The organism is Ruania suaedae (assembly GCF_021049265.1).
GTDB lineage: Bacteria > Actinomycetota > Actinomycetes > Actinomycetales > Beutenbergiaceae > Ruania > Ruania suaedae.
In genome coordinates this window covers 2472914-2492476 of the sequence record NZ_CP088018.1, presented here as the reverse complement: position 1 = coordinate 2492476, position 19563 = coordinate 2472914, and the positions used below count along the sequence as shown (strand labels likewise).

Genomic DNA, 19563 nt, shown 5'->3' with positions numbered 1-19563 from the left:
GTCAGTCGGAGGTGACCGTGAAGCCGGCGGTCTCCATGTCCTCGACCACGACGTCCTGCGTCGTGGCCAGCGCCTCGCTCAGTGGCGTGTCGTTCTCGATGGCGGAGGCCATCGCGTCCTGGAAGGCGCTCGAGGCCACGTTCACGTTCGGCCCCCAGCTGATGTCCGGGACGGTGTTCGCGGCGATCTCGGCGGCGACCTGCCAGTAGTCCTCCTGCTGGGGCATGAGCAACGGCGGCTCGGAGTCGAGGGTGAGCTGCTGACCGCTGAGCGAGGCGGGGTACTGCCCCTGCTCGATCTGGATCGCGGCTGCTTCCTCGCTCGCCATCCACGCGGCGAACTCGGACGCGGCTTCGGCCTGCTCGGCCGAGGTGGTCACCACCACGGCGGACCCACCCTGGAAGGCCACCGACGGGTCACCCTCCTCCCACTGGGGCAGCGGGGCCATGGCCCACTCGCCGGCCATCGGCTCGGCGATCCCGTAGAGCACTCCGGCCGCCCACAGTCCCGCGGGCCAGGCGAGGATCTCGCCGGCGTTGAGCGCGGCGTTCCACTCCGGGGTGAGCAGCGGCTCGGCGAGCACGAGGTCACGGTCGATCAGGTCCTGCCAGTAGTCGGCGACCTCGAGCGAGGCCTCGCTATCGATGCCGACGGTCCAGGCATCGCCGTCCACGCTCCACCACTCGGCCCCGGCCTGCTGGGCGAAGCCGGCGAATCCGCCGAACTCGCCCGGGGCGAAGGTGGCGATGTAGGTGTCCGGATCGGCGTCGCGGACCTGTTCGGCCGCCACCGCGAACTCCTCCCAGGTAGTCGGGACCTCGACCCCGAGCTCATCGAAGCGGGCCTGGTTGTAGGTCATCGCCATCGGCCCGGCGTCCTGCGGCACGCCATAGCTGGCACCGTCGAAGGTGGCTTGGCTCCAGACCCCCGGGGCGTACTCGCCCTCCAGGTCGCCCGTGTACTCGCTGATGTCAGCGGCCACGCCGGCCACGATCATCGCGGGCAGCGTGTTGTACTCCACGAGTGCCACATCCGGGGCGTTCTCCGCGCGGGTCGCGGTGACCAGCTTCGCGGACGAGTCCCCGCCACCACCGGCATCGGTGTGTACCACCTGGATGTCCGGGTTGGCCTCGTTCCACGCGTCCACCATGGGCTGCTGGGCGGTGCCCCACGCCCAGTAGTCGATGGTGATCGGGCCCTCCGGGGAGTCGCCCTCGTCGGCCGCGGACCCCTCGTCCGGGGAACAGGCGACGAGGGTGAGGCCCGTCGCGGTCGCCGTTGCTGCGGCCATGAGGCGTCTGCGCATGTGTGACATCTCCTTCGACGTTGTGAAGCACGCCCGACCGACATTGGTGAAGCGCTTCGACTGAACCGCATGATCATGACCCGCTCCGGGCGGCGGTGTCAACGGCAGTACGTGAAACAGAGCGGCCGGTCCGCGTCGAAGCGCTTGTTCCCCTCGTGCGGCGCCGACCTCAGGCGGGGGGCGCCGCCGTGCTGGCGCGGTCGGTGAGTCCGGCGCGGACGAGCCTGGTCTCCGGGACGCCGGCACCGCTCAGTGCCGCGACCGCCATGTCCACGGCCGTCGCGCCGATGGCGTGCGCAGGCACTTCGATCGAGCTCAGCGGCGCGGCCTGCTGCTCGGCGATGCTCGGCGGCGCCACGGCGATCACCGAGATGTCCTCGGGGATGCGCCAGTTGCGGTCGCGAAGCACGTCGAGCACGCTCGGGAGGGCGGCCTCGTGATGAACCACGAGCGCCGTCGGGCGGTCCGCCACGTCGAGGACCTCGCTCATCGAGGCGGCCACCGCATCACGCCGAGCGGCCGTCGGGATGACATCGAGGCGGACGTCGCATGCGGAAGCGGTCTGCGCGAGCCCCCGCACCATGCGTTCGACGAAGGACATCCGCCGCTCGAAGGTCGTCGGAGGCGGACCGACGAGTGCGATCCGGCGGTGGCCTCGGCCTGCCAGGTGCCGGACGGCCAGGCGACCCGCATCCTCGAAGTCGAAGTCGACGCAGCTCAGCCCGTGCGGATCCGCCGGGAGCCCGATCAGGATCGCGGGCACCTTCGCCCGCGCCAGGTGATCGATGCGGGGGTCATCGGTCTGCACGCTCATCGCGATGATCGCGTCTGCGGTCGAGCCCGCCCACAGGCGCTGGCCGGCCGCCGGATCGTCGTCTGTCACCAGCAGGACGTCATAGCCCTGGACCCGGGCCCGGGGAGCGATGCCGGCCACGAACTGCATGAGCACATTGACATCCACCTCCGGTCGCAGCATCGAGGTCCCAGGAGTGAGCGGGAGCGGCACCATCAACGCCATCACCTGAGTGCGCGCCGAGGCGAGGGCGCGGGCCCCGGCATGCGGGTGATAGCCCAGTTCGCTGATCGCGGCCTCGACCCGTGTGCGCGTCGCGGCGGAGATCGAACGCTTACCCGAGAGCACGTAGGAGACGGTCGAGGCGGCGACACCCGCGTGGCGGGCGACATCGTCGATCGTGGCCACCGTCGTCCTCCTCGTCCTCACTTTTGCGCCGGAGCTCCACCGGCCCGTACAGTGCCGACGGTACCGTGTTGAAGCGCTTCGACAACGAGAGTCGAAGTCCAGCTGCGCCAACACCATGTCCGGGCACGTGGCCCGCGAGGAGACGAGCATGAAGTTCACCGACGGCTACTGGCTCCCGCGCGAGGGAGTGCAGATCCTGCGCCCCCGGGAGGTCGAGAGCGTCGAGGACGGCGGCGACCACCTCCTCGTGCATGCGGCCACCGCGCCGCTGCGCCGTCGGGGGGACACGCTGAACCGGCCGATGATCACCATCCGGATCGACTCACCGGCAGAGGGCGTGATCGGTGTCCGGATCGAGCACTTCGCCGGTCGCCGCCCGCGCGGTCCCCACTTCGCTCTCGCCACCGGGAGCGCACCGGTGTCCACCGAGGTGCCTGCGGACGGCCCGGCCACCCTCACCACGGGCGATCTGACCGCGCGCGTCGCCGCTGCCGGTCCCTGGCGGCTCGACCTGGTCCGCGGCGACGGTACGATCCTGACCACCGCGAGCGCCGAGGGAACCGCTGTCATCGACGCCCCGGACGGGTCCTACGTGCGAGAGCAGCACGACCTGGCGATCGGTGAGCACCTGTACGGCCTCGGCGAGCGATTCGGTCCGCTCGTCAAGAACGGGCAGAGCATCGACGTCTGGAACGCCGATGGCGGTACCTCCTCGGAACAGGCCTACAAGAACGTGCCCTTCCACCTCTCCGACCGCGGGTACGGCGTCTTCGTCGATCACCCCGAGCGGGTCTCCTACGAGATCGCCTCCGAGGTGGCCTCCCGCACCCAGTTCTCCGTCGCCGGTCAGCACCTGCAGTACTACGTGATCGACGGCCCGGACCCGAAGGACGTGCTGCGCCGCTACACCGCGCTGACGGGCCGCCCCGCGCAGGTGCCCACCTGGTCCTACGGGCTGTGGCTGTCCACCTCGTTCACCACCGACTACGACGAGGCCACCGTCACCTCCTTCATCGACGGCATGGCCGAGCGCGACCTGCCGCTGTCGGTCTTCCACTTCGACTGCTTCTGGATGCGGCAGTTCCACTGGTCCGACTTCGTCTGGGATCCGGCGACCTTCGCCGACCCGGAGGGCATGCTGCGGCGCCTGCACGAGCGTGGCCTGAAGGTGTGCGTGTGGATCAACCCCTACATCGCCCAGCGCTCCCGCCTCTTCGCCGAGGGCGCCGAGAAGGGGTACCTGGTCACCACCGCCGAGGGCGACGTCTGGCAGTGGGACATGTGGCAGGCGGGAATGGCACTGGTGGACTTCACCAACCCCGAGGCGTGGGCCTGGTACCAGGGGCATCTGCGCACGCTGCTGCGCCAGGGGGTGGACGCCTTCAAGACCGACTTCGGGGAGCGCATCCCCACTGACGTCCGCTGGCACGACGGCTCGGATCCGCAACGGATGCACAACTACTACGCCCAGCTGTACAACCAGTGCGTCTTCGAGGTGCTGGAGGACGAGCGGGGTCGGGGCGAGGCTGTCGTCTTCGCCCGCGCGGCCACCGCAGGTGGGCAGCAGTTCCCGGTGCACTGGGGTGGGGACTGCGAGTCCACCTTTCTCGCGATGGCCGAATCGCTGCGCGGCGGGCTCTCCCTGGCGGCCTCCGGTTTCGGCTTCTGGAGTCATGACATCGGCGGTTTCGAGGGCACGCCGGCCCCGGAGGTCTTCAAGCGCTGGGTGGCCTTCGGCCTGCTCTCCTCCCACAGCCGGCTGCACGGTTCGAGCTCCTACCGGGTGCCGTGGGCCTTCGACGAGGAGTCGGTGAGGGTCACCCGCACCTTCACCCACCTCAAGCACCGGCTGATGCCCTATCTCGCCCGCGCCGGGCAGGTCGCCACCACCGAGGGCGTGCCGGTGATGCGCCCGATGATGATGGATTTCCCCGCGGACCGCTCCGCCTCGGCTGCCGACACGCAGTACATGCTGGGCTCGGATCTGCTCGTGGCACCCGTCTTCGATCCGCGCGAGGTCGAGTACTACCTGCCCGAGGGCACCTGGACGCACGTGCTCACTGGCGAGCGCGTGAGCGGCGGCCGGTGGGTGCGCGAGCGGCACGGCTTCGACTCCGTCCCACTCCTCGCACGCCCGGGCAGCGTGATCGCCTTCGGATCCCGCACCGATCGCCCGGACTATCCCTACGCCGAGGGCGTCGAGCTGCACGTCTTCGAGCCGGCCGAGGGCGCCGAGGTGTCCGTGCAGGTGCCCACCCCCGACGGCGGAGGGTGCGCCGCCGAGTTCACCGTGCGCCGGTCCGGTGGCCGGCTGGAGACCGCGCTCGTGCGGGGCCAGGCGCCCGGGTGGGCGCTGGTGCACCGGGGGCGGCGGCAGGAGGCTGCCGGGAGCAGCCTCACCGTCACGATCGAGGAGTGAGGCGCATGTTCGGACCCGACTTCGTCTGGGGCTCGGCCACCGCCGCCTACCAGGTGGAGGGTGCCGCCACCGAGGGCGGGCGCGGCCCCTCGATCTGGGACGTCTTCTCCCATACTCCGGGCAGGACGTTCAACGGTGACACCGGCGATGTGGCGATCGACCACTATCACCGGATGCGTGAGGACGTCGCGCTGATGGCTGACCTCGGCCTGGGTGCCTACCGCTTCTCCATCTCCTGGCCGCGCGTGCAGCCCGGGGGAGGCGGGCAGCTCAACCCCGAGGGCGTCGCGTTCTACTCCGGCCTGGTCGACGCGCTCCTCGAAGCCGGCATCACCCCCGTGGTCACGCTCTATCACTGGGATCTGCCGGCCGAGCTGCAGGACGCGGGCGGCTGGACGAACCGGGACACCGCCCATGCCTTCGCCGAGTACGCCCGCCTCATGGCCGGCGAGCTCGGGGGCAGGGTGAGGATGTGGACCACCCTGAACGAACCCTGGTGCGCCGCCTTCCTCGGCTATGCCTCCGGTGTGCATGCCCCGGGGATCACCGATCCCGTCGCGGCCCTGCAGGCGGCCCACCACCTGAACCTCGCCCACGGCCTCGCCGTGGCGGCCATCCGCGATGAGCTGGGTTCGGACGTGACCCTCGCGGTCACGCTCAACACCCACGTCAATCGCCCGGCTGACCCCGGCGACCCGGGTGACGTGGACGCGGTGAGGCGAGTGGACGCCGTCGGGAACCGGATCTTCCTCGACCCGATGCTGCGCGGGTACTACCCGCAGGATCTGCTCGACGACGTCGCCCACCTCACCGATTTCTCCTTCGTGCACGAGGGGGACACGGCGCTGATCCACCAGCCGGTCGACGTGCTCGGCGTGAACTACTACTGCACCGGGATCGCCCGGGCACATCGCGGGGGCGCGCGCGAGAGCTCGACCACGCACGGCGACTCTCCTCACAGCCCGTGGGTCGGGGCCGACGATGTGGAGCTGCCACCGGTACCCGGCCCGCACACGGCCATGGGGTGGAACATCGATCCCGACGGCCTGGTGGAGCTGCTCGTGCGCCTGCACCACGAGTACCGCGTCCCGATGATGGTGACCGAGAACGGCGCCGCGTTCGAGGACGAGGTGGGTGCCGACGGCATCGTCCACGACGCCCACCGCATCGGCTACCTGCGCGGGCACATCGATGCCGTCCGTCGCGCACGTGAGGCCGGCGCGGATGTGCGTGGCTACTTCGTGTGGTCGCTGTTCGACAACTTCGAATGGGCCTACGGCTACGAGCGCCGGTTCGGGATCGTCCGGGTGGACTACGACACCCAGGCGCGCACCCCGAAGGACTCGGCGCGCTGGTACGCCCGTCTCGTCGCGACCGGTGAGCTGGACCCGCTCACCCCTTGACCCCGCCCGCCATCGCGAAGCCGGCGCCCAGGCGCCGTCCGAGCAGCAGGTACAGCACCACCACCGGCAGCGAGTACAGGATCGAGAAGGCGGCGAGCTGGCCGTAGGCGACCTGCCCGTACTGGCTGGAGAAGGTGTACAGGCTCACCGCCGCCGGCAGCTTCTCGGGCGAGAGCAGCAGCATGAACGGCACGAAGAAGTTCCCCCACATCTGCACGAAGGTGAAGATGGTGACCACAGCCGTGCCCGGGCGCATCAGCGGGAGCACGATCTTGCGCAGCGTCTGCATCATCGTCGCCCCCTCGGTCCAGGCGCTCTCCTCCAGCTCCTTGGGCACCCCGTCCATGAAGTTCTTGGTGAGGAAGATGCCGTAGGGCAGTGCGGAGGTCCCGAGGAACACTGTCGCGCCGAGCATCGAGTCCACCAGGTTGACCTGGACGAACATCGCGTACACCGGGATCATCACCGCGGTGATGGGCAGTCCGGTGGCGAAGATGATCGTCAGCAGGAACGGCCGCTTGGCCCGGGAGCTGTACCGCGAGAGCGGATAGGCCGCCAGGGCCGAGCACACCACGGTGATCAGGGTGCCGCCGCCACACAGCACGAGCGAGTTCCACATCGGCCGGTACGTGGTCTCCTCGTTCAGCACGGCGTCGTAGTTGCCCAGCGTCGGACTCGTGGGGAACTGCACGGCCAGGGTGGCGTCGGGGTGGATCGAGGCGAAGATGACCCACAGCAGCGGCACCGAGAACAGGGCGGCGATCAGCACCAGCAGGGTGTTGGAGATCCCGTCGGCGACACGGGCGCGGGTCGGTCGACCGCTGGCGGGAGCGGTGGCCACGGCGCTCACATCTTCTCCTCTCGCGGGAGCATACGGAGATAGGCGATCGAGGCCAGCGCTCCGATCAGCAGCAGCAGCAGAGCCACCGCCGTGCCGTAACCGAGCTGGCCGAAGGAGAAGGCCTGCTCGTACATGTACAGCGGCAGGGTCTGGCTCGAGGTTCCCGGCCCGCCCCCGGTCATGATGAAGATGAGCCCGAACACGCTCAGCGTCTGCAGCGTGATCAGCATCAGGTTGGTCATGATCGTGCGCCGGATGATGGGCACCGTGATCGAGACGAACCGGCGCACCGCGCCGGCACCGTCGATCTGCGCGGCCTCGACCACATCGGTGGAGACCTCCGACAGCGCCGCGGTGTACATCAGCATGGTGAACGCGGCCCCGCGCCAGATGTTGGCGAAGGAGACCGCCAGGATCGGCAGCGCGAACAGCCAGTTCTGGTCCGGCAGGCCGAGCGTGCCGAGGATGCGGTTCAGGGAGCCCTCGTCGCCGAGGAATGTGGTCCACAGGTAGGCGGCGACCACCTCGGGCAGGATCCACGCGCAGACGACGATGGCCCCGGTGATCCCGGCCACGATCTTGGCCGCGCGCCGCATCAGCAGCGCCAGCACCATCCCGAGGATGTTCTGGCCGATGATGGCCGAGACGATCGTGAAGACGAGCGTGAGCACCACCGAGTTCCAGAACTCCGGGTTGCTCAGCGCATCGGTGAAGTTCGCCAGGCCCACGAAGTCGGTGGTGTCGGCGCCCTCCCCGCGCAGCGCGCGGTTGGTGAACGCCAGGTAGACGGCGTAGACGATCGGGCCCGCCAGGAACAGCACCAGCAGCACCACCGCCGGGGCCAGCGGCAGCCCGCGGGTGGCGGTGCGGCGCAGGTCGGGCTTGGCGGGCGCCTGGGCGGCGGTGGTCGCGGTCATCGCTGTGCCTCGATCGTGTTCTCCGCCCCGACGATCTCCCGGACCGCCGCGTCGTAGCTCTGGGCCGCCTGCTCGGGCGTGCCCTGACCGGTCATCACCGTCTCCATCGCCGCCTGGATCTGCGCCGAGATCTGCGGGTAGGCGGCATAGGCCGGCCGGTACTCCGCGTCCTCGACCAGGTCGGTGAAGAAGTCGATCGTGGGGGAGTACCCCTGGTAGTCGGGGTGCTGGGCGACGTCCTCCCGGATCGTCACCTGGTTGTCCGTGGCCGCCAGCGCCGCCATGTTCTCGGTGGTGAGCATCTCGGTCAGGAAGGACCAGGCGAGGTCGGGCCGGGGTGACAGGTCCGGGATTGCCCAGGACCAGCCGCCGGCGAGCGTGACCACGCCGGGGTCCTGGCCCTCCTGGGTGGGCATCGGTGCCACGTCTAGCACCTCCTCCCACTCCGGCCAGGGGGAGGCGCCGCCGGAGGCCCACGGCGCGCTGATCCAGCTGCCGTCGAGGACCACCGCGATCTGTTCCTCCGGCATCCAGGTGTTGGCCACGAGCTCGGAGAGATTGGGATCCAGCGCCCGGTTCAGAGCCGGGGCGAGCTCCTCGGTGAACAGCGTCCGGATCATCTCCAGGGAGTCGATGAAGCCCTGGCTACCGACGATCCAGGCCTTCTCCTCCTGGTCGTAGAGCCGGTCCGGAGTGCCGTAGAGCAACATCTCGAACCCCTGCATGCTGGCCTTCTCACCCTGCGGCTTGCCCGAGTAGACATTGATCGGGACGACGTCGGGGTGCGTGGACTGGACGGCGCGCAGCGCCTCCAGCAGCTCCTGCCAGGAGCCGGGCTCCCACGGATGGGGGAAACCGGCCTCCTCGAGCAGGCGCCGGTTGTACCAGAGCGCCCGGGTGTCGGTATGGGTGGGAACGGCGTAGAGATCGCCGTTCTCGGCCGTCACCGCATCCTTGGCCGGCTGGTAGAAGTGCTGCCACAGGTCCCAGCCCTCGATGTAGTCGCCCACCGGCCGCAGGTACCCGGCGGCGACGTCGGACTGCAGGATGAATGTGTCCTCGTAGACCAGGTCCGGGGTGGTGCGGGCGGAGGACATCATCAGCTCGGACTTGGTGAAGTAGTCCTCCTCGGCGGCCACCAGCGGAACCAGCTCCACAGTCACCTCGGGGTGGTCGCTGGTATAGGTCTGGATCACCCCGGTGAGGTAGTCACGCATGATCGTGCCCGATCCGAACTGCTGGTAGCTGATGCGCACGGTGTTCGGGTCCGCCGAATTGCCGGCGCAGGCGGCGATCGGGAGCGCAAGGACGCTCCCGCCGGCGATCTTGAGCACGGTGCGGCGGTCCGGCCCCCGTGCGGACGCGGCTGGTCCGGGTGTGCGACTGTGCATCGATTCTCCCCATCCACGGTGACGGTGCCCCGGGCACCACTCTCACCCACTCCGCCCGGATCCGCGACCCGACGCTGCCGTGGGCAGGGATACTGGGGGTGTGGTCCGCCGATCCCGCAAGCGCCGCTACGCCGAGCCGCATCCCGAGCTCGACGCGGAGGCCGTGCTGCGCGGGCGACCGCGGGTCGAGCCCGGTCCGGGCGGTGGCCGCTGGAACGTCCGGCCGGTCGCCGGCTCGGACAAGGCCTACCGGTGCCCGGGCTGCGATCAGGAGATCCCACCCGGGGTGGCCCACGTGGTGGCCTGGGGCGAGGACCACCTCTTCGGCGCGGAGGCGGCGCTGGCCGAGCGGCGGCACTGGCACTCGGGGTGCTGGCGCGCCCGGCACCGTCGCGGCCCACGCTGAGCGGCGGGCCGCCACGCGCTCAGGACGGCGTCTCCCAGGTGTGGACCGGCTCGTTGGCGTGCATCCCGGTCAGGTAGAGCCGGAGCATCTGCCGCAGCGCCGCCGGCCGGTCGAGCCCGCGGCGCTCCAGCGCCGCGACGGTCCCGGTCTGCCACGACGCGCCGTTGCGCCGCCACGTGCACCGCGCCTCGATGATCGGCAGGTAGCGGTCGATCACGCTGGCGGCGACGCCGCGCTGGGCCAGTCCCTCGGCTGCCATCGGTAGCAGGTGACGCAGCACCAGCTCGTCCCAGGGCACCTGTCCGAAGCCGGGCCAGTAGAGCTCGGCCTCGACCCCCGCGCGGGCACCGGCGGTGAAGTTGGCGCGGGCGGCGGCGAAGGACATCCGCGTCCAGGTGGGGCGCTCCTCCCGGGCGAGCATCTCCATGGCGCCGTAGTAGAAGGCGGCGTTGGCCAGCGTGTCCACCACCGTCGGACCGGCCGGCAGCACCCGGTTCTCGACGCGCAGGTGCGGGGCGTCGTCGACGACGTCGTAGACCGGGCGGTTCCAGCGGTACACCGTGCCGTTGTGCAGCCGGAGCTCGTGCAGCTGCGGGGTGTGCCCGCCGGCCAGGACGGCCTCCGGGTCCTCCTCGGTGCACTCGGGCAACAGCGCGGGGAAGTAGCGCACGTTCTCCTCGAACAGGTCGAAGATCGAGGTGATCCACCCGTCACCGAAGTGGACCGGTGGACGTACCCCCTGGTTGCGCAGCTCGGGCGAGCGGGTGTCGGTGGCCTGCAGGAACAACTCGGTGCGGGTCTCGGGCCAGAGCTGGTGGCCGAACAGATACGGCGAGTTCGCCGCCAGCGCCAGCTGCGGTCCGGCGAGGAGCTGGGCGGCGTTCCAGTGCGCGGCGAAGTCGGTGGGGGCGACCTGCAGGTGCAGCTGCACCGAGGTGCACGCCGACTCGGGCGCGATCGTCCCGGTGCTCATCTGCAAGGGCTCCGGCCCATCGATGTCGAGATCCAGATCTTCTCTGCGCGCGGCGAAGATCGCCTCCTCCAACGCCCGGTACCGCGGACTGGCGCTCATCCAGCTGCCGGCCAGGTGCTCCGGGCGCAGGGTGGGCAGGATGCCGATCATGGCGATGGCGGCCCCGTGGCGCGCCGCACGCTGCTCCGCGTGGTTGAGATCCTGGCGCAGCTTGTGCTCCAGCTCCAGGACGGCCTCACCGGAGAGCTCGGCCGGCGGGACGTTCAGCTCGATGTTGTAGCGCCCGAGCTCGGTCTGGAACGCGGGATCGGCGATCTCGGCGAGCACCTCGGCGTTCTTCATCGTGGGCTGCTGGTCGGCACCGACCAGGTTCAGCTCGATCTCCATCCCGGTGCGCGAGGGAGCATGCTCGAAGTGGTGCGAGGTGAGCATCTCCTCGAAGACGTCCAGGCAGCGCCGGACCTTCTCCCGATAGCGCTGCCGGTGCTCCCGTGAGAACGACGTGGTGCTGATGTCCTCGCCCATCGCGCTCTCCTTCACGCCCGCCCGAACGCCGTCCGGCGTGCTCCCATCCCACCATCCCCGGGCGCGGCGCGCGAGTGGTTCAGTACCCTCAGGGGCGCACCCGCACGAGGAAGGACCCCATGCTCTCCGTCGATACCCATGGCCCAGCCGGCCGCACGCCGCTGGTCCTGCTGCACGCCTTCCCGCTGGACTCACGGATGTGGGGGCCGGTCCTGGCAGAGCTACGGGATCTGCCGGTCCTCACCGTCGATGCCCCCGGCTTCGGTGCCTCGCCCCCGGTGGAGGGCGGCCTGGAGGCCTACGCCGATTCCCTCGCCGAGACGCTGGCCCATCGAGGGATCGAGCGCGCCGTCGTGGCCGGCCTCTCGATGGGGGGATACGCCGCGCTGGCGTTCGCCGAACGCCATCCGCACGTGCTCGCCGGGATCGGACTGCTCGACACCAAGGCCGGCGTCGACCCCGAGCATGCTCGCCACGCGCGCCTGGAGATGGCCGAGGCCGCGCCCCGGGAGGGTGCCTCGGTGGTCGCTCCGATGATCGACACCCTGCTTGCCGCCTCCGCCTCCGAGGCGACCCGGACGCAGGTCGGTGAATGGCTCTCCCAGGCTCCGCCGTCTGGCATTGCCTGGGCGCAGCGGGCGATGGCAGCCCGGCCCGACCGGCTGGCCGCACTCGAGCGGCTCCGGATCCCGGCGCTCGTGCTGCGGGGCGAGGAGGACGCGCCGGCCTCGCGCGAGGACCATGAGCGGATGGCCGCCACGCTGGGCACCGAGACGGTGGAGCTCGCCGGCGCAGGACACCTCAGCGCCGTTGAGGCTCCCGCACCGGTGGCGCGTGCGCTGGCCGATCTCGCTCGCTCAGCCGGGTCAGCCGGCTGAGGCGGTTGTCACATGTGTCCGACTTGTGACCTGGTTTGTCCGGACAAACCTTGAGAATCTGACCACGTTGTCCTAACCTGTCGTGGACAACGCTTCCCCACGCGCCCGGTGTCGGCTTCGACGCCACCTGACGCACTCAAGGACGAGAGGTGCACTCATGAACCCTGTACTCAAGCCAGTCCTGGGCCGCCGCCAGCTCATCGTCGGCGGTCTCGCCGGCGGTGCCGCAGCCGTCGGCCTCTCCGCCTGCTCCGGTGGCGAGAGCAGCGGCAGTGCCGAGGGCACGACGCTGCAGTTCTACCTCTCCGGTGACGCCAACCAGGGTGGTGGCTACCAGCACATGGCCACCAAGTACGAAGAGGAGACCGGCGTGCGCATCGAGATCGTCGATGTCGCCAACGATGATCTCCAGACCCGGCTGCGCAACGCCGCCCTCGCCAACGACCTGCCCGCGCTGGCCCGACCCGGTGGGTTCGACCCGCAGTGGAAGGACGCCTGCCGCGATCTGAGTGAAATCGCCGAGGCCTCGGGCGCCATGACCGACCTGTCGGTGATCGACGAGTCGGGCGCGGTGCTCTCGCTGCCCAGTGACGTCACCGCGGTGGGACTGTTCCTCAACAAGACGCTGTTCGACGAGGCAGGTGAAAGCTTCCCGCAGTCCGAGGACGAGATCTGGACCTGGGACGAGTTCGTGGCCACCGTCCAGCGCGTGCAGGAGGCCACCGAGACCAGCTACGGCATGGTCATGGACCGCACCTCGCACCGCCTGAAGGCGTTCCTGTACGAGTTCGGCTCGAACTCCTTCATCGCGGAGGGGGACGAGTACCAGACCAACGAGAACACCAAGCCGGCGCTGGAGTACTTCTACAGCCTGAACGACGACTCCTTCATGCCGCGCTCGGTGTGGCTCTCCGACGGCGACCCCAACGCGCTGTTCAAGAGCGGCGACGTGGTCTCCTACCTCTCGGGCTCGTGGCAGATCGCCGACTTCGAGGAGAACATCGCCGACTTCGAGTGGGTCTCGGTCTACCTGCCCATGCAGCCGGTGCGCGCCACCAACTTCGGCAACGCCGCGAACATCGTGGTCTTCGAGGGTGACCAGTCCGACGCCGCCTACGACTTCGTCAGCTGGCTCTACCAGCCGGAGAACTACACCGAGCTGAGTGAGACCTCTGGCTTCCTGCCGGCCGTGGAGGGCCTGGAGATCACCTACGAGAACAACCAGGAGTTCTTCCAGCTCTACAACGACGAGATTGCCGCATGCGACCCGATCGCCGGTGAGGTCAAGGCGCAGGAGCTGGAGTTCCAGGCCGAGGGCCTGCAGCTCGAAGGGGACCCGTTGCGCGATGAGGTCGTGAAGTACCTCAACGACGAGCAGGATGTGGACGCCACGATCCAGAACATCAAGGATCAGCTCACGCAGTCGCTGTCCTCGATCCGCTGACCCCAGGGGTGCGCCCGGCCCCTGGGGACGGGCGCACCCGTGATCCTCGAAGGAGTCCCATGACAGCGTCCACCGCCGAGCCGGTCGAGCAGGCTGCGCCGGCGCCCCGGCCCCCACGCCGCCGACGCCCCGCGATCCGCCGCGGCCAGACGCTCGCGCCGCTGATCTTCATCGCGGCTGCCGTCGTGCTGTTCGCGCTCTTCTTCGTCTGGCCCGGCGTCTTCGGGTTCATCTACTCGCTCTCGAACTACCGCGGCTTCGGGACGCCGGAGATCATCGGCTTCGACAACTACACCCGGCTGTTCGGCGACCCCGAGTTCTACAGTGCGCTCGCGCGCACCTTCCTGTTCGTCGGGCTATCGGTCCCGCTGCACTACGTCATCCCGCTCGGCCTCGCAGTGCTGCTGACCACGAGGCTCGCCCGCGGGCAGACGGTGGCGCGCGCGGTGTTCTTCTTCCCCTGGTTGATCTCCCCGATCGTCAACGGGGTGATCTGGCGGTGGCTGTTCGGAGAGAACTTCGGGTTCTTCAACTACTTCCTGTCCATCTTCGGGATCGGACCGGTGCAGTGGCAGACCAACGGTGAGCTCGCCCTGGTGGTGGTGCTGATCGCCGGCACCTGGGGCGGCACCGCGTTCACGATGCTGCTGTTCATCGCGGCGCTGCGCAACATCCCCCAGTCCTACCTGGAGGCCGCCGCGATCGACGGTGCGATGGGATGGAAGCGGTTCCGGACCATCACCCTGCCGCTGCTGGCTCCGACCACCTTCCTGGTGGTGCTGCTGACCACCATCGGCGGCATGAAGGAGTTCGCCATGATCCAGGCGCTCAACGGCGGCGGACCCGGCACCGAGAACGTGCTGATGGTGCAGTACATCTACCGCACCGGCTTCGAGCGGGGCGACATCGGCTACGCCAGCGCCGCCTCGATGGTGCTGATGGGGATCCTCATCGTGATCGCGCTGATCCAGATGCGCTTCGACCGGAAGGACGTCCAGTGAGTTCGACGCACACGGCCGCACCCGTGCGGGGCAAGAAGCCCTCGGTCGTTCCCGGCACCGTGCTGCTGTGGGTCCTCGTCGCGGTCTACGCCTTCCCGCTGCTGTGGTTCATCCTCAGCTCCTTCAAGCCCGGCAGCGAGCTGTTCAGCCTGCCGCTGTCGATTCTGCCGGAGACCTGGACGGTCTCCGGGTACGAGGCCGCCTGGAGCCGGTTCAACTTCGCCCGCTACTTCGCCAACACCGGCATCGTGGCCGTGGTGACCACGGCTCTGACCGTGCTCGTGTCCTCGATGACCGGGTACGCGCTCGCCAAGTACAAGGCGTGGTGGCTGAACGTGTTCTTCATGTGCATCCTCGCCACCACCATGCTGCCCACCGAGGTCATCATGCCCTCGACCTTCGTGGTGATCCGCGATCTCGGGCTGTACGACTCCCTTCCCGGCATCATCATCCCCTCGATCGTGACCGCCACCGGTGTGTTCATGTTCCGGCAGTACTTCCGCACCGTGCCGGACGAGCTGCTGGAGGCCGCTCGTATCGACGGCGTCGGCGAGATCCGCACGTTCTTCTCGATCATGCTCCCGCTGGCCAAGCCGATGGCCGTGACGCTCGCGATCTTCTCCTTCCAGTGGCGCTGGAACGACTACATCTGGCCGCTGCTGGTGCTCAACGACCCGAACCAGTACACCCTGCAGATCGCACTGCGCTCGATCGTGGGCGCGGACAACATCGACTGGTCGGTGCTGCTGGCGGCCTCGGTGATCTCGCTGCTGCCGATGATCATCCTGTTCCTGATCTTCCAGCGCCAGATCATGAGCGCCGACATGAACTCCGGCCTGAAGGACTGACCCGATGACCACGCCGTACACCGCCCGGGTCACCGCGGCGGCGGACGAGACCCTCGCCGCGCTCCTGGACGGCGCGGCCCCCGCCATCGCCCACCGGGAGGTGATGCGCCGGATCAGGACGGCGGCGGCATGTGCGCTCGCGCCGGGCTCGCGCTGGTCCGGTCGCGAGGAACCGATCCTGGCCGCGCAGCAGTGGCTGCAGCAGCTGCACGGGCTGCAGGCCCCCAGCGGTCTGTTCACCTCGGGCGACAACGTGGACTCGCCGCCCGACTCCAGCTTCACCCTCAACGACCTGGTGCTCGTGTGTGAGCTGCTCGACGGCAGGACCAGCAGTACCGGCTGGGCACCGGTGCGCCAGGGGCTCGGTGACATCGCCGCCCGGGCGATGGACGCCGTCGTCGGCGGTGGGGTCCACACCCCCAACCACCGGTGGGAGATCTCCTCGGCACTGGTGGGCCTGGCCCGGGTCACCGGGCAGCAGCGCGGCCTGGAACGGGCCCGGCAGTGGCTGGCGGAGGGCGTCGACGTCGACCGGGACGGGGTGTACTCGGAGCGCTCGGCCAACTACGCCGCCCACGTCTCCAACCCGAGTCTGCTGACACTGGCCTCGGCGTTGGGCCGCGAGGACCTGCGCGGGATCGTCCATCGCGCCCTGCACACCGTCATCGACCTGACCGACGCCGGCGAGGTCGAGACCGTCCTCTCCCGGCGCCAGGACCAGCGCGAGGCGTTCCCGACCGGCCCGTTCGCGACGCAGTTCCGCGTCTTCGCCGTGGCCGGGTGCCCGCGCTGCGCCGCCGCCGCCCGGGCCGCCGAGACGGCCCCGCGCTTCGACCCGGTCGAGGCGCTCCTGCACGTCCTGATCGACCCTTCGCTCGCCGGCGAGCTCCCCGAGGGCGTGATCGAGCCCGTGGACCGCCGGTTCGAGCTCGGCCTCTGGCGGCGGCAGGACGCGGAGCGGATGCTCACCGTCTACGGCGGCTCCGACGTGCCCGCGGCCGGCCGGGTGGCCTCGGGGCTGGCATGCAACCCGACCCTGCTGCGGATGCGCCACGGCGCGGCGCTGCTGGACTCGGTCCGGCTCTCGCGCGACTTCTTCGGCCTGGGCCCCTTCCGCGGTCGGCTCGCCGCCGATCCGGACGGCACGGCGGTGCTGGGCGAGGACCTGGCCACCGGCTACTACCAGCCCCTCGCCGAGCAGCACCGCCGGCCCGACGGCGCGTACCCGGTGGAGTTCGAAGGCCGCTTCGCCGCGGCGATGGCCTTCTCCCAGCGTGACAGCGACGAGGTCCGCCTCTCCACCCGCGTGCGGGTGCGCGAGGAGGACGACGGCGTGAGCCTCGAGGTGGGCTTCTCCGGCGCGGACGTGCCGTTCGCGCTCGAGCTGGCGTTCCGCCCCGGGGGAACGCTGACCGGAGGCCGCGACCTGGGCGGGGGAGCGGTCGAGCTCGTCGAGGGCGAGGCCACCTATCGCGTCGGCGACGAGGAGATCGTCGTCGGTCCCGGCAACGGCACCGGTGCCGATCGACCGCCGGTCTATCACCCGGGCGAGGCCTACACCTTCCTGGGTGGGACGGACGCCGTCACCGGACCGCGGGTCTACGTGACCGGCCGCACCAGCGACGACCTGGTTCTCACGATCCGGGGGCGGACGGTTCCTCGGGCTGATCGCTAGCCCAGCCCGGCAGGAGGCGCTCGAGGGCGTCCCGCAGGTCGATGGAGTCGCCGTCCTTGCCACCGGCGCCGAGCACGAGCGGTGGCGGCTTAGCCTCCGGCGCCACCCCGCGCAGCCGGTCCCACATGCCCAGCGGCGCGGTGAGGACGTAGAACGACCCGTCCGTGCCGACGGCGGCCGTGCGATCCACGCGCAGGTACCAGCCGCGCAGGGGCGTGCGTGCGCTACCGCGGCCCCCGTAGCCCTGCACCTCGAGCGCGGACGTCGGCAAGCCGGCCTGCCCGGCGACGCGGGCGAAGCGCTCGAGCAACTCCTGGGCCCGGGCGTTCTCCGAGGCCTGCCGGGCCACCAGCCGGCGCTCGTGCTCGGCCGCTGCCTCCCTGCGCCGGCTCGCCCAGCTCTGTTCCGTTCCCACCCGCCCAGCGTACGGGCGGGGCGAGGGGCCTCGCACTCGTAGCATGTGCCGATGACCTCCGCACGGATCCGGCTCGCCCACGCCCTCGACGCCCCGGCGCTGCACCGGTTGCACGCGCCGGACACCCCGCGCGAGGAGTGGGTGCTCGACCCGCGCGGTCAGCACCCGCAGGAACTCACGAGCGTGACCGCGTGGGAGCAGCTGCTCGTCCTCGAGACGGGGCCCACCGTGTGGCTGGCCCACCGGGACGGCGAGGCGGTGGGGTGCGCCCGCGTGCAGGCGCTGGGCCCGGGCGCCGTGCGCTCGTTGCAGCTCGCCTCGCTGATGGTGCTCTCGAGCGAGGAGGACCCCTCCACCCCGGAGCACCTGATCGAGCTGGCCGTGGGCGACGCGCCCTGCGTGCTCTGGGTACCCGGCGGCGAGAGCCGCGGACTCGCCCTCATGCAGAGCCACGGATTCGTGGCAGACGGCACCGAGGAGCCGGCGGGGAGCGGAGTCGCCGTCCGGATGGTGCGCTGACCTCGATCAGTCCCTGACGGGGGCGTCCTCGGGCTCTTCCTCGGTCTCGGTGTCGTCGGACTCCGCCACCAGCTCGGCGGCCTCGACCACCTGTCCGGCTCCCAGCAGCGCCCGCAGCTCGTCCAGGTAGCCGGTGATCGACTCGCGCTGGTGGTTGAGGTCGTCGACGTGCCGCTGGGCGCTGCGGCGCTCACGGTCGGTCTGGGCCGCGGTGTCGCTGCGCAGGCGGTCGGCGTTCTCACGGGCCTCCTGCACCAGCCGCTCGGAGCTGGCGCGCGCCTCGTCGAGGATCTGTTCGGCCTGCTCCTCGGCGGCTGTCCGCAGTTCCTCGGCCTTGGCGAGGGCCTGCGCCACCCGGGATTCGGCCTCCTGCGCGTGCGCCTGCGCGCTGGCGACCAGGGCGTCGGTGTCGGCCTTGGCCTGGGCGTGCATCGCGGCGTCGGACTCCTCCGAGGCCGCGCGGCGGGCGGCCACCTCGAGCTCGGCGTCCTCGCGCATCTGCGCCACCGAACTGCGGATCTGGTCCGCCTCGGCGTTCGCGCTGCGCAGGATCTCGGTGGCCTGCTCCTCGGCGGCGGAGATCGTGGCGCCCGCCGTGCGCTCGGCGTCCTCGCGCAGGTTCAGCGCCTCGGTCCGGGCGCGCTCGCGCAGCTCGGTGGCCTCGGTCTCGCTGGCCGCCCGGAGCTCGCGCGCCGATCGCTCCGCGCCGACCCGCAGTTCGGCGACCTCCTGCTCGGTGGTCGCGCGCAGGGAGCCGAGCTCGCGTTCGAGCCCGGCCCGGCGCTCGCTCTGCTCGGTGGTGGACACACTCGCGATCCGGGCCGCTTCGCGCTCGGCGGACCCGACGAGCTCCTCGGCCTTGCTCTGGGCGGCCAGCAGGATCCCCTCGGCCTTGGACGTGGCCCGCTCGACGGCGCTCTCGGCGTCACGGCGGGCGGCGGAGAGTCGTTCGGCCGACTCGGTCTCGGCCTGCTCGGTGAGCTGGTCGGCCGCGACCTGCGCGCGTTCCAGGATCTCCCGGGCGTGCTGGTCCGCCTGGGTGACGACGTCGCTGGACTGTTCCTCCGCGGACCGGAGCAGGTGCTCGATCCGCGCACCCAGCCCGGCGTAGCTCGGCTTGTCGGCCTCACGCAGCTGCGCCTGGACGTCCGCGAGCTCGCCCGAGACCTGCATCACCTGCGAGTCGAGGGACTCCACCTGGGCGCGCGCCTCGGTGAGCTTGCGCTCGGAGTCGGTGACCCGGCGCTCGAGGGTATGGATGTGCTGGTCGACCTGGGCGCGGTCGTATCCGCGCATGACAACGGGAAAGGACGAGGTCTCGTCTGCCACGGGTTCTCCTGCCGTGATCGAGCATGGATTCCGTGCCAGCGTACTGGGTGGCCTGAGCGCGCGCCGAGCCGG

Annotated in this window: 17 protein-coding genes; 9 read left to right on the top strand and 8 right to left on the bottom strand. The window is 70.3% G+C overall.

All coding sequences use genetic code 11. From position 1 onward, the window contains the following. Position 1: 1 nt before the first annotated feature. Both LQF12_RS11445 and LQF12_RS11440 read right to left on the bottom strand, forming a co-directional pair. Positions 2-1306, bottom strand: a complete 1305-nt coding sequence (locus tag LQF12_RS11445) for an extracellular solute-binding protein (RefSeq protein ID WP_231053063.1) — start codon at positions 1304-1306, stop codon at positions 2-4. A 169-nt stretch (positions 1307-1475) separates the two neighbouring features. Continuing rightward, entirely contained in the window at positions 1476-2507 is a 1032-nt protein-coding gene (locus LQF12_RS11440; RefSeq protein WP_231053062.1) for a LacI family DNA-binding transcriptional regulator, read from the bottom strand. A 148-nt stretch (positions 2508-2655) separates the two neighbouring features. On the opposite strand from LQF12_RS11440, the gene yicI reads away from it, so the two are divergent. Both yicI and LQF12_RS11430 read left to right on the top strand, forming a co-directional pair. Next, positions 2656-4926 (top strand): alpha-xylosidase, encoded by a 2271-nt coding sequence (gene yicI / locus LQF12_RS11435; RefSeq protein ID WP_231053061.1) that lies wholly within the window; start codon positions 2656-2658, stop codon positions 4924-4926. Positions 4927-4931: 5 nt separating this feature from the next. Beyond that, positions 4932-6329: a GH1 family beta-glucosidase gene (locus LQF12_RS11430; protein ID WP_231053060.1), complete on the top strand. Its 1398-nt coding sequence runs from the start codon at positions 4932-4934 to the stop codon at positions 6327-6329. On the opposite strand, the gene LQF12_RS11425 is transcribed toward LQF12_RS11430, so the two are convergent. Genes LQF12_RS11425 through LQF12_RS11415 form a run of 3 tightly spaced genes read right to left on the bottom strand, consistent with a single transcriptional unit; the run spans position 6319 to position 9478 of the window. Next, positions 6319-7179: a carbohydrate ABC transporter permease gene (locus LQF12_RS11425; protein ID WP_435531184.1), complete on the bottom strand. Its 861-nt coding sequence runs from the start codon at positions 7177-7179 to the stop codon at positions 6319-6321. The genes LQF12_RS11430 and LQF12_RS11425 overlap by 11 nt on opposite strands. Continuing rightward, positions 7176-8087 carry a carbohydrate ABC transporter permease gene (locus tag LQF12_RS11420; protein WP_231053059.1) on the bottom strand — a complete coding sequence of 304 codons (912 nt, stop codon included), beginning with the start codon at positions 8085-8087 and terminating at the stop codon, positions 7176-7178. The genes LQF12_RS11425 and LQF12_RS11420 overlap by 4 nt, the downstream gene beginning before the upstream one ends. Next, positions 8084-9478 carry an extracellular solute-binding protein gene (locus tag LQF12_RS11415; RefSeq protein ID WP_231053058.1) on the bottom strand — a complete coding sequence of 465 codons (1395 nt, stop codon included), beginning with the start codon at positions 9476-9478 and terminating at the stop codon, positions 8084-8086. The genes LQF12_RS11420 and LQF12_RS11415 overlap by 4 nt, the downstream gene beginning before the upstream one ends. A gap of 100 nt (positions 9479-9578) precedes the next feature. On the opposite strand from LQF12_RS11415, the gene LQF12_RS11410 reads away from it, so the two are divergent. Then, on the top strand, positions 9579-9884 hold the full coding sequence (locus LQF12_RS11410) for an Rv1322 family protein (RefSeq protein WP_231053057.1): 306 nt from the start codon (positions 9579-9581) through the stop codon (positions 9882-9884). 19 nt (positions 9885-9903) lie between these two features. Here LQF12_RS11410 and LQF12_RS11405 read toward each other — a convergent pair whose 3' ends face one another. Further along, positions 9904-11382: a glutamate-cysteine ligase family protein gene (locus tag LQF12_RS11405; protein ID WP_231053056.1), complete on the bottom strand. Its 1479-nt coding sequence runs from the start codon at positions 11380-11382 to the stop codon at positions 9904-9906. A gap of 119 nt (positions 11383-11501) precedes the next feature. On the opposite strand from LQF12_RS11405, the gene LQF12_RS11400 reads away from it, so the two are divergent. The 5 genes from LQF12_RS11400 (at position 11502) to LQF12_RS11380 (ending at position 17228) form a co-directional block, all read left to right on the top strand. Beyond that, a complete protein-coding gene (locus tag LQF12_RS11400) occupies positions 11502-12260 on the top strand; it encodes an alpha/beta fold hydrolase (RefSeq protein WP_231053055.1) in 759 nt (252 codons plus the stop codon). A gap of 157 nt (positions 12261-12417) precedes the next feature. Then, positions 12418-13704, top strand: a complete 1287-nt coding sequence (locus tag LQF12_RS11395; protein WP_231053054.1) for an ABC transporter substrate-binding protein — start codon at positions 12418-12420, stop codon at positions 13702-13704. 59 nt (positions 13705-13763) lie between these two features. Then, complete coding sequence (locus LQF12_RS11390; RefSeq protein ID WP_231053053.1) at positions 13764-14705, top strand: carbohydrate ABC transporter permease; 942 nt, start codon at positions 13764-13766, stop codon at positions 14703-14705. Continuing rightward, positions 14702-15553, top strand: a complete 852-nt coding sequence (locus tag LQF12_RS11385; RefSeq protein ID WP_231053052.1) for a carbohydrate ABC transporter permease — start codon at positions 14702-14704, stop codon at positions 15551-15553. Before LQF12_RS11390 ends, LQF12_RS11385 begins: the two co-directional genes overlap by 4 nt. A 4-nt stretch (positions 15554-15557) precedes the next feature. Next, the gene (locus LQF12_RS11380; protein ID WP_231053051.1) at positions 15558-17228 is read left to right on the top strand and encodes a hypothetical protein; all 1671 of its coding nucleotides are present in this window, start codon (positions 15558-15560) and stop codon (positions 17226-17228) included. On the opposite strand, the gene LQF12_RS11375 is transcribed toward LQF12_RS11380, so the two are convergent. Next, positions 17188-17643 carry a hypothetical protein gene (locus tag LQF12_RS11375; protein ID WP_231053050.1) on the bottom strand — a complete coding sequence of 152 codons (456 nt, stop codon included), beginning with the start codon at positions 17641-17643 and terminating at the stop codon, positions 17188-17190. The genes LQF12_RS11380 and LQF12_RS11375 overlap by 41 nt on opposite strands. A gap of 51 nt (positions 17644-17694) precedes the next feature. Between LQF12_RS11375 and LQF12_RS11370 the strand changes: the two genes are divergently transcribed. Next, complete coding sequence (locus LQF12_RS11370; protein ID WP_231053049.1) at positions 17695-18162, top strand: GNAT family N-acetyltransferase; 468 nt, start codon at positions 17695-17697, stop codon at positions 18160-18162. Between the two features lie 6 nt (positions 18163-18168). Here LQF12_RS11370 and LQF12_RS11365 read toward each other — a convergent pair whose 3' ends face one another. Then, the gene (locus LQF12_RS11365; protein WP_231053048.1) at positions 18169-19491 is read right to left on the bottom strand and encodes a coiled-coil domain-containing protein; all 1323 of its coding nucleotides are present in this window, start codon (positions 19489-19491) and stop codon (positions 18169-18171) included. Between the last annotated feature and the right edge of the window lie 72 nt (positions 19492-19563).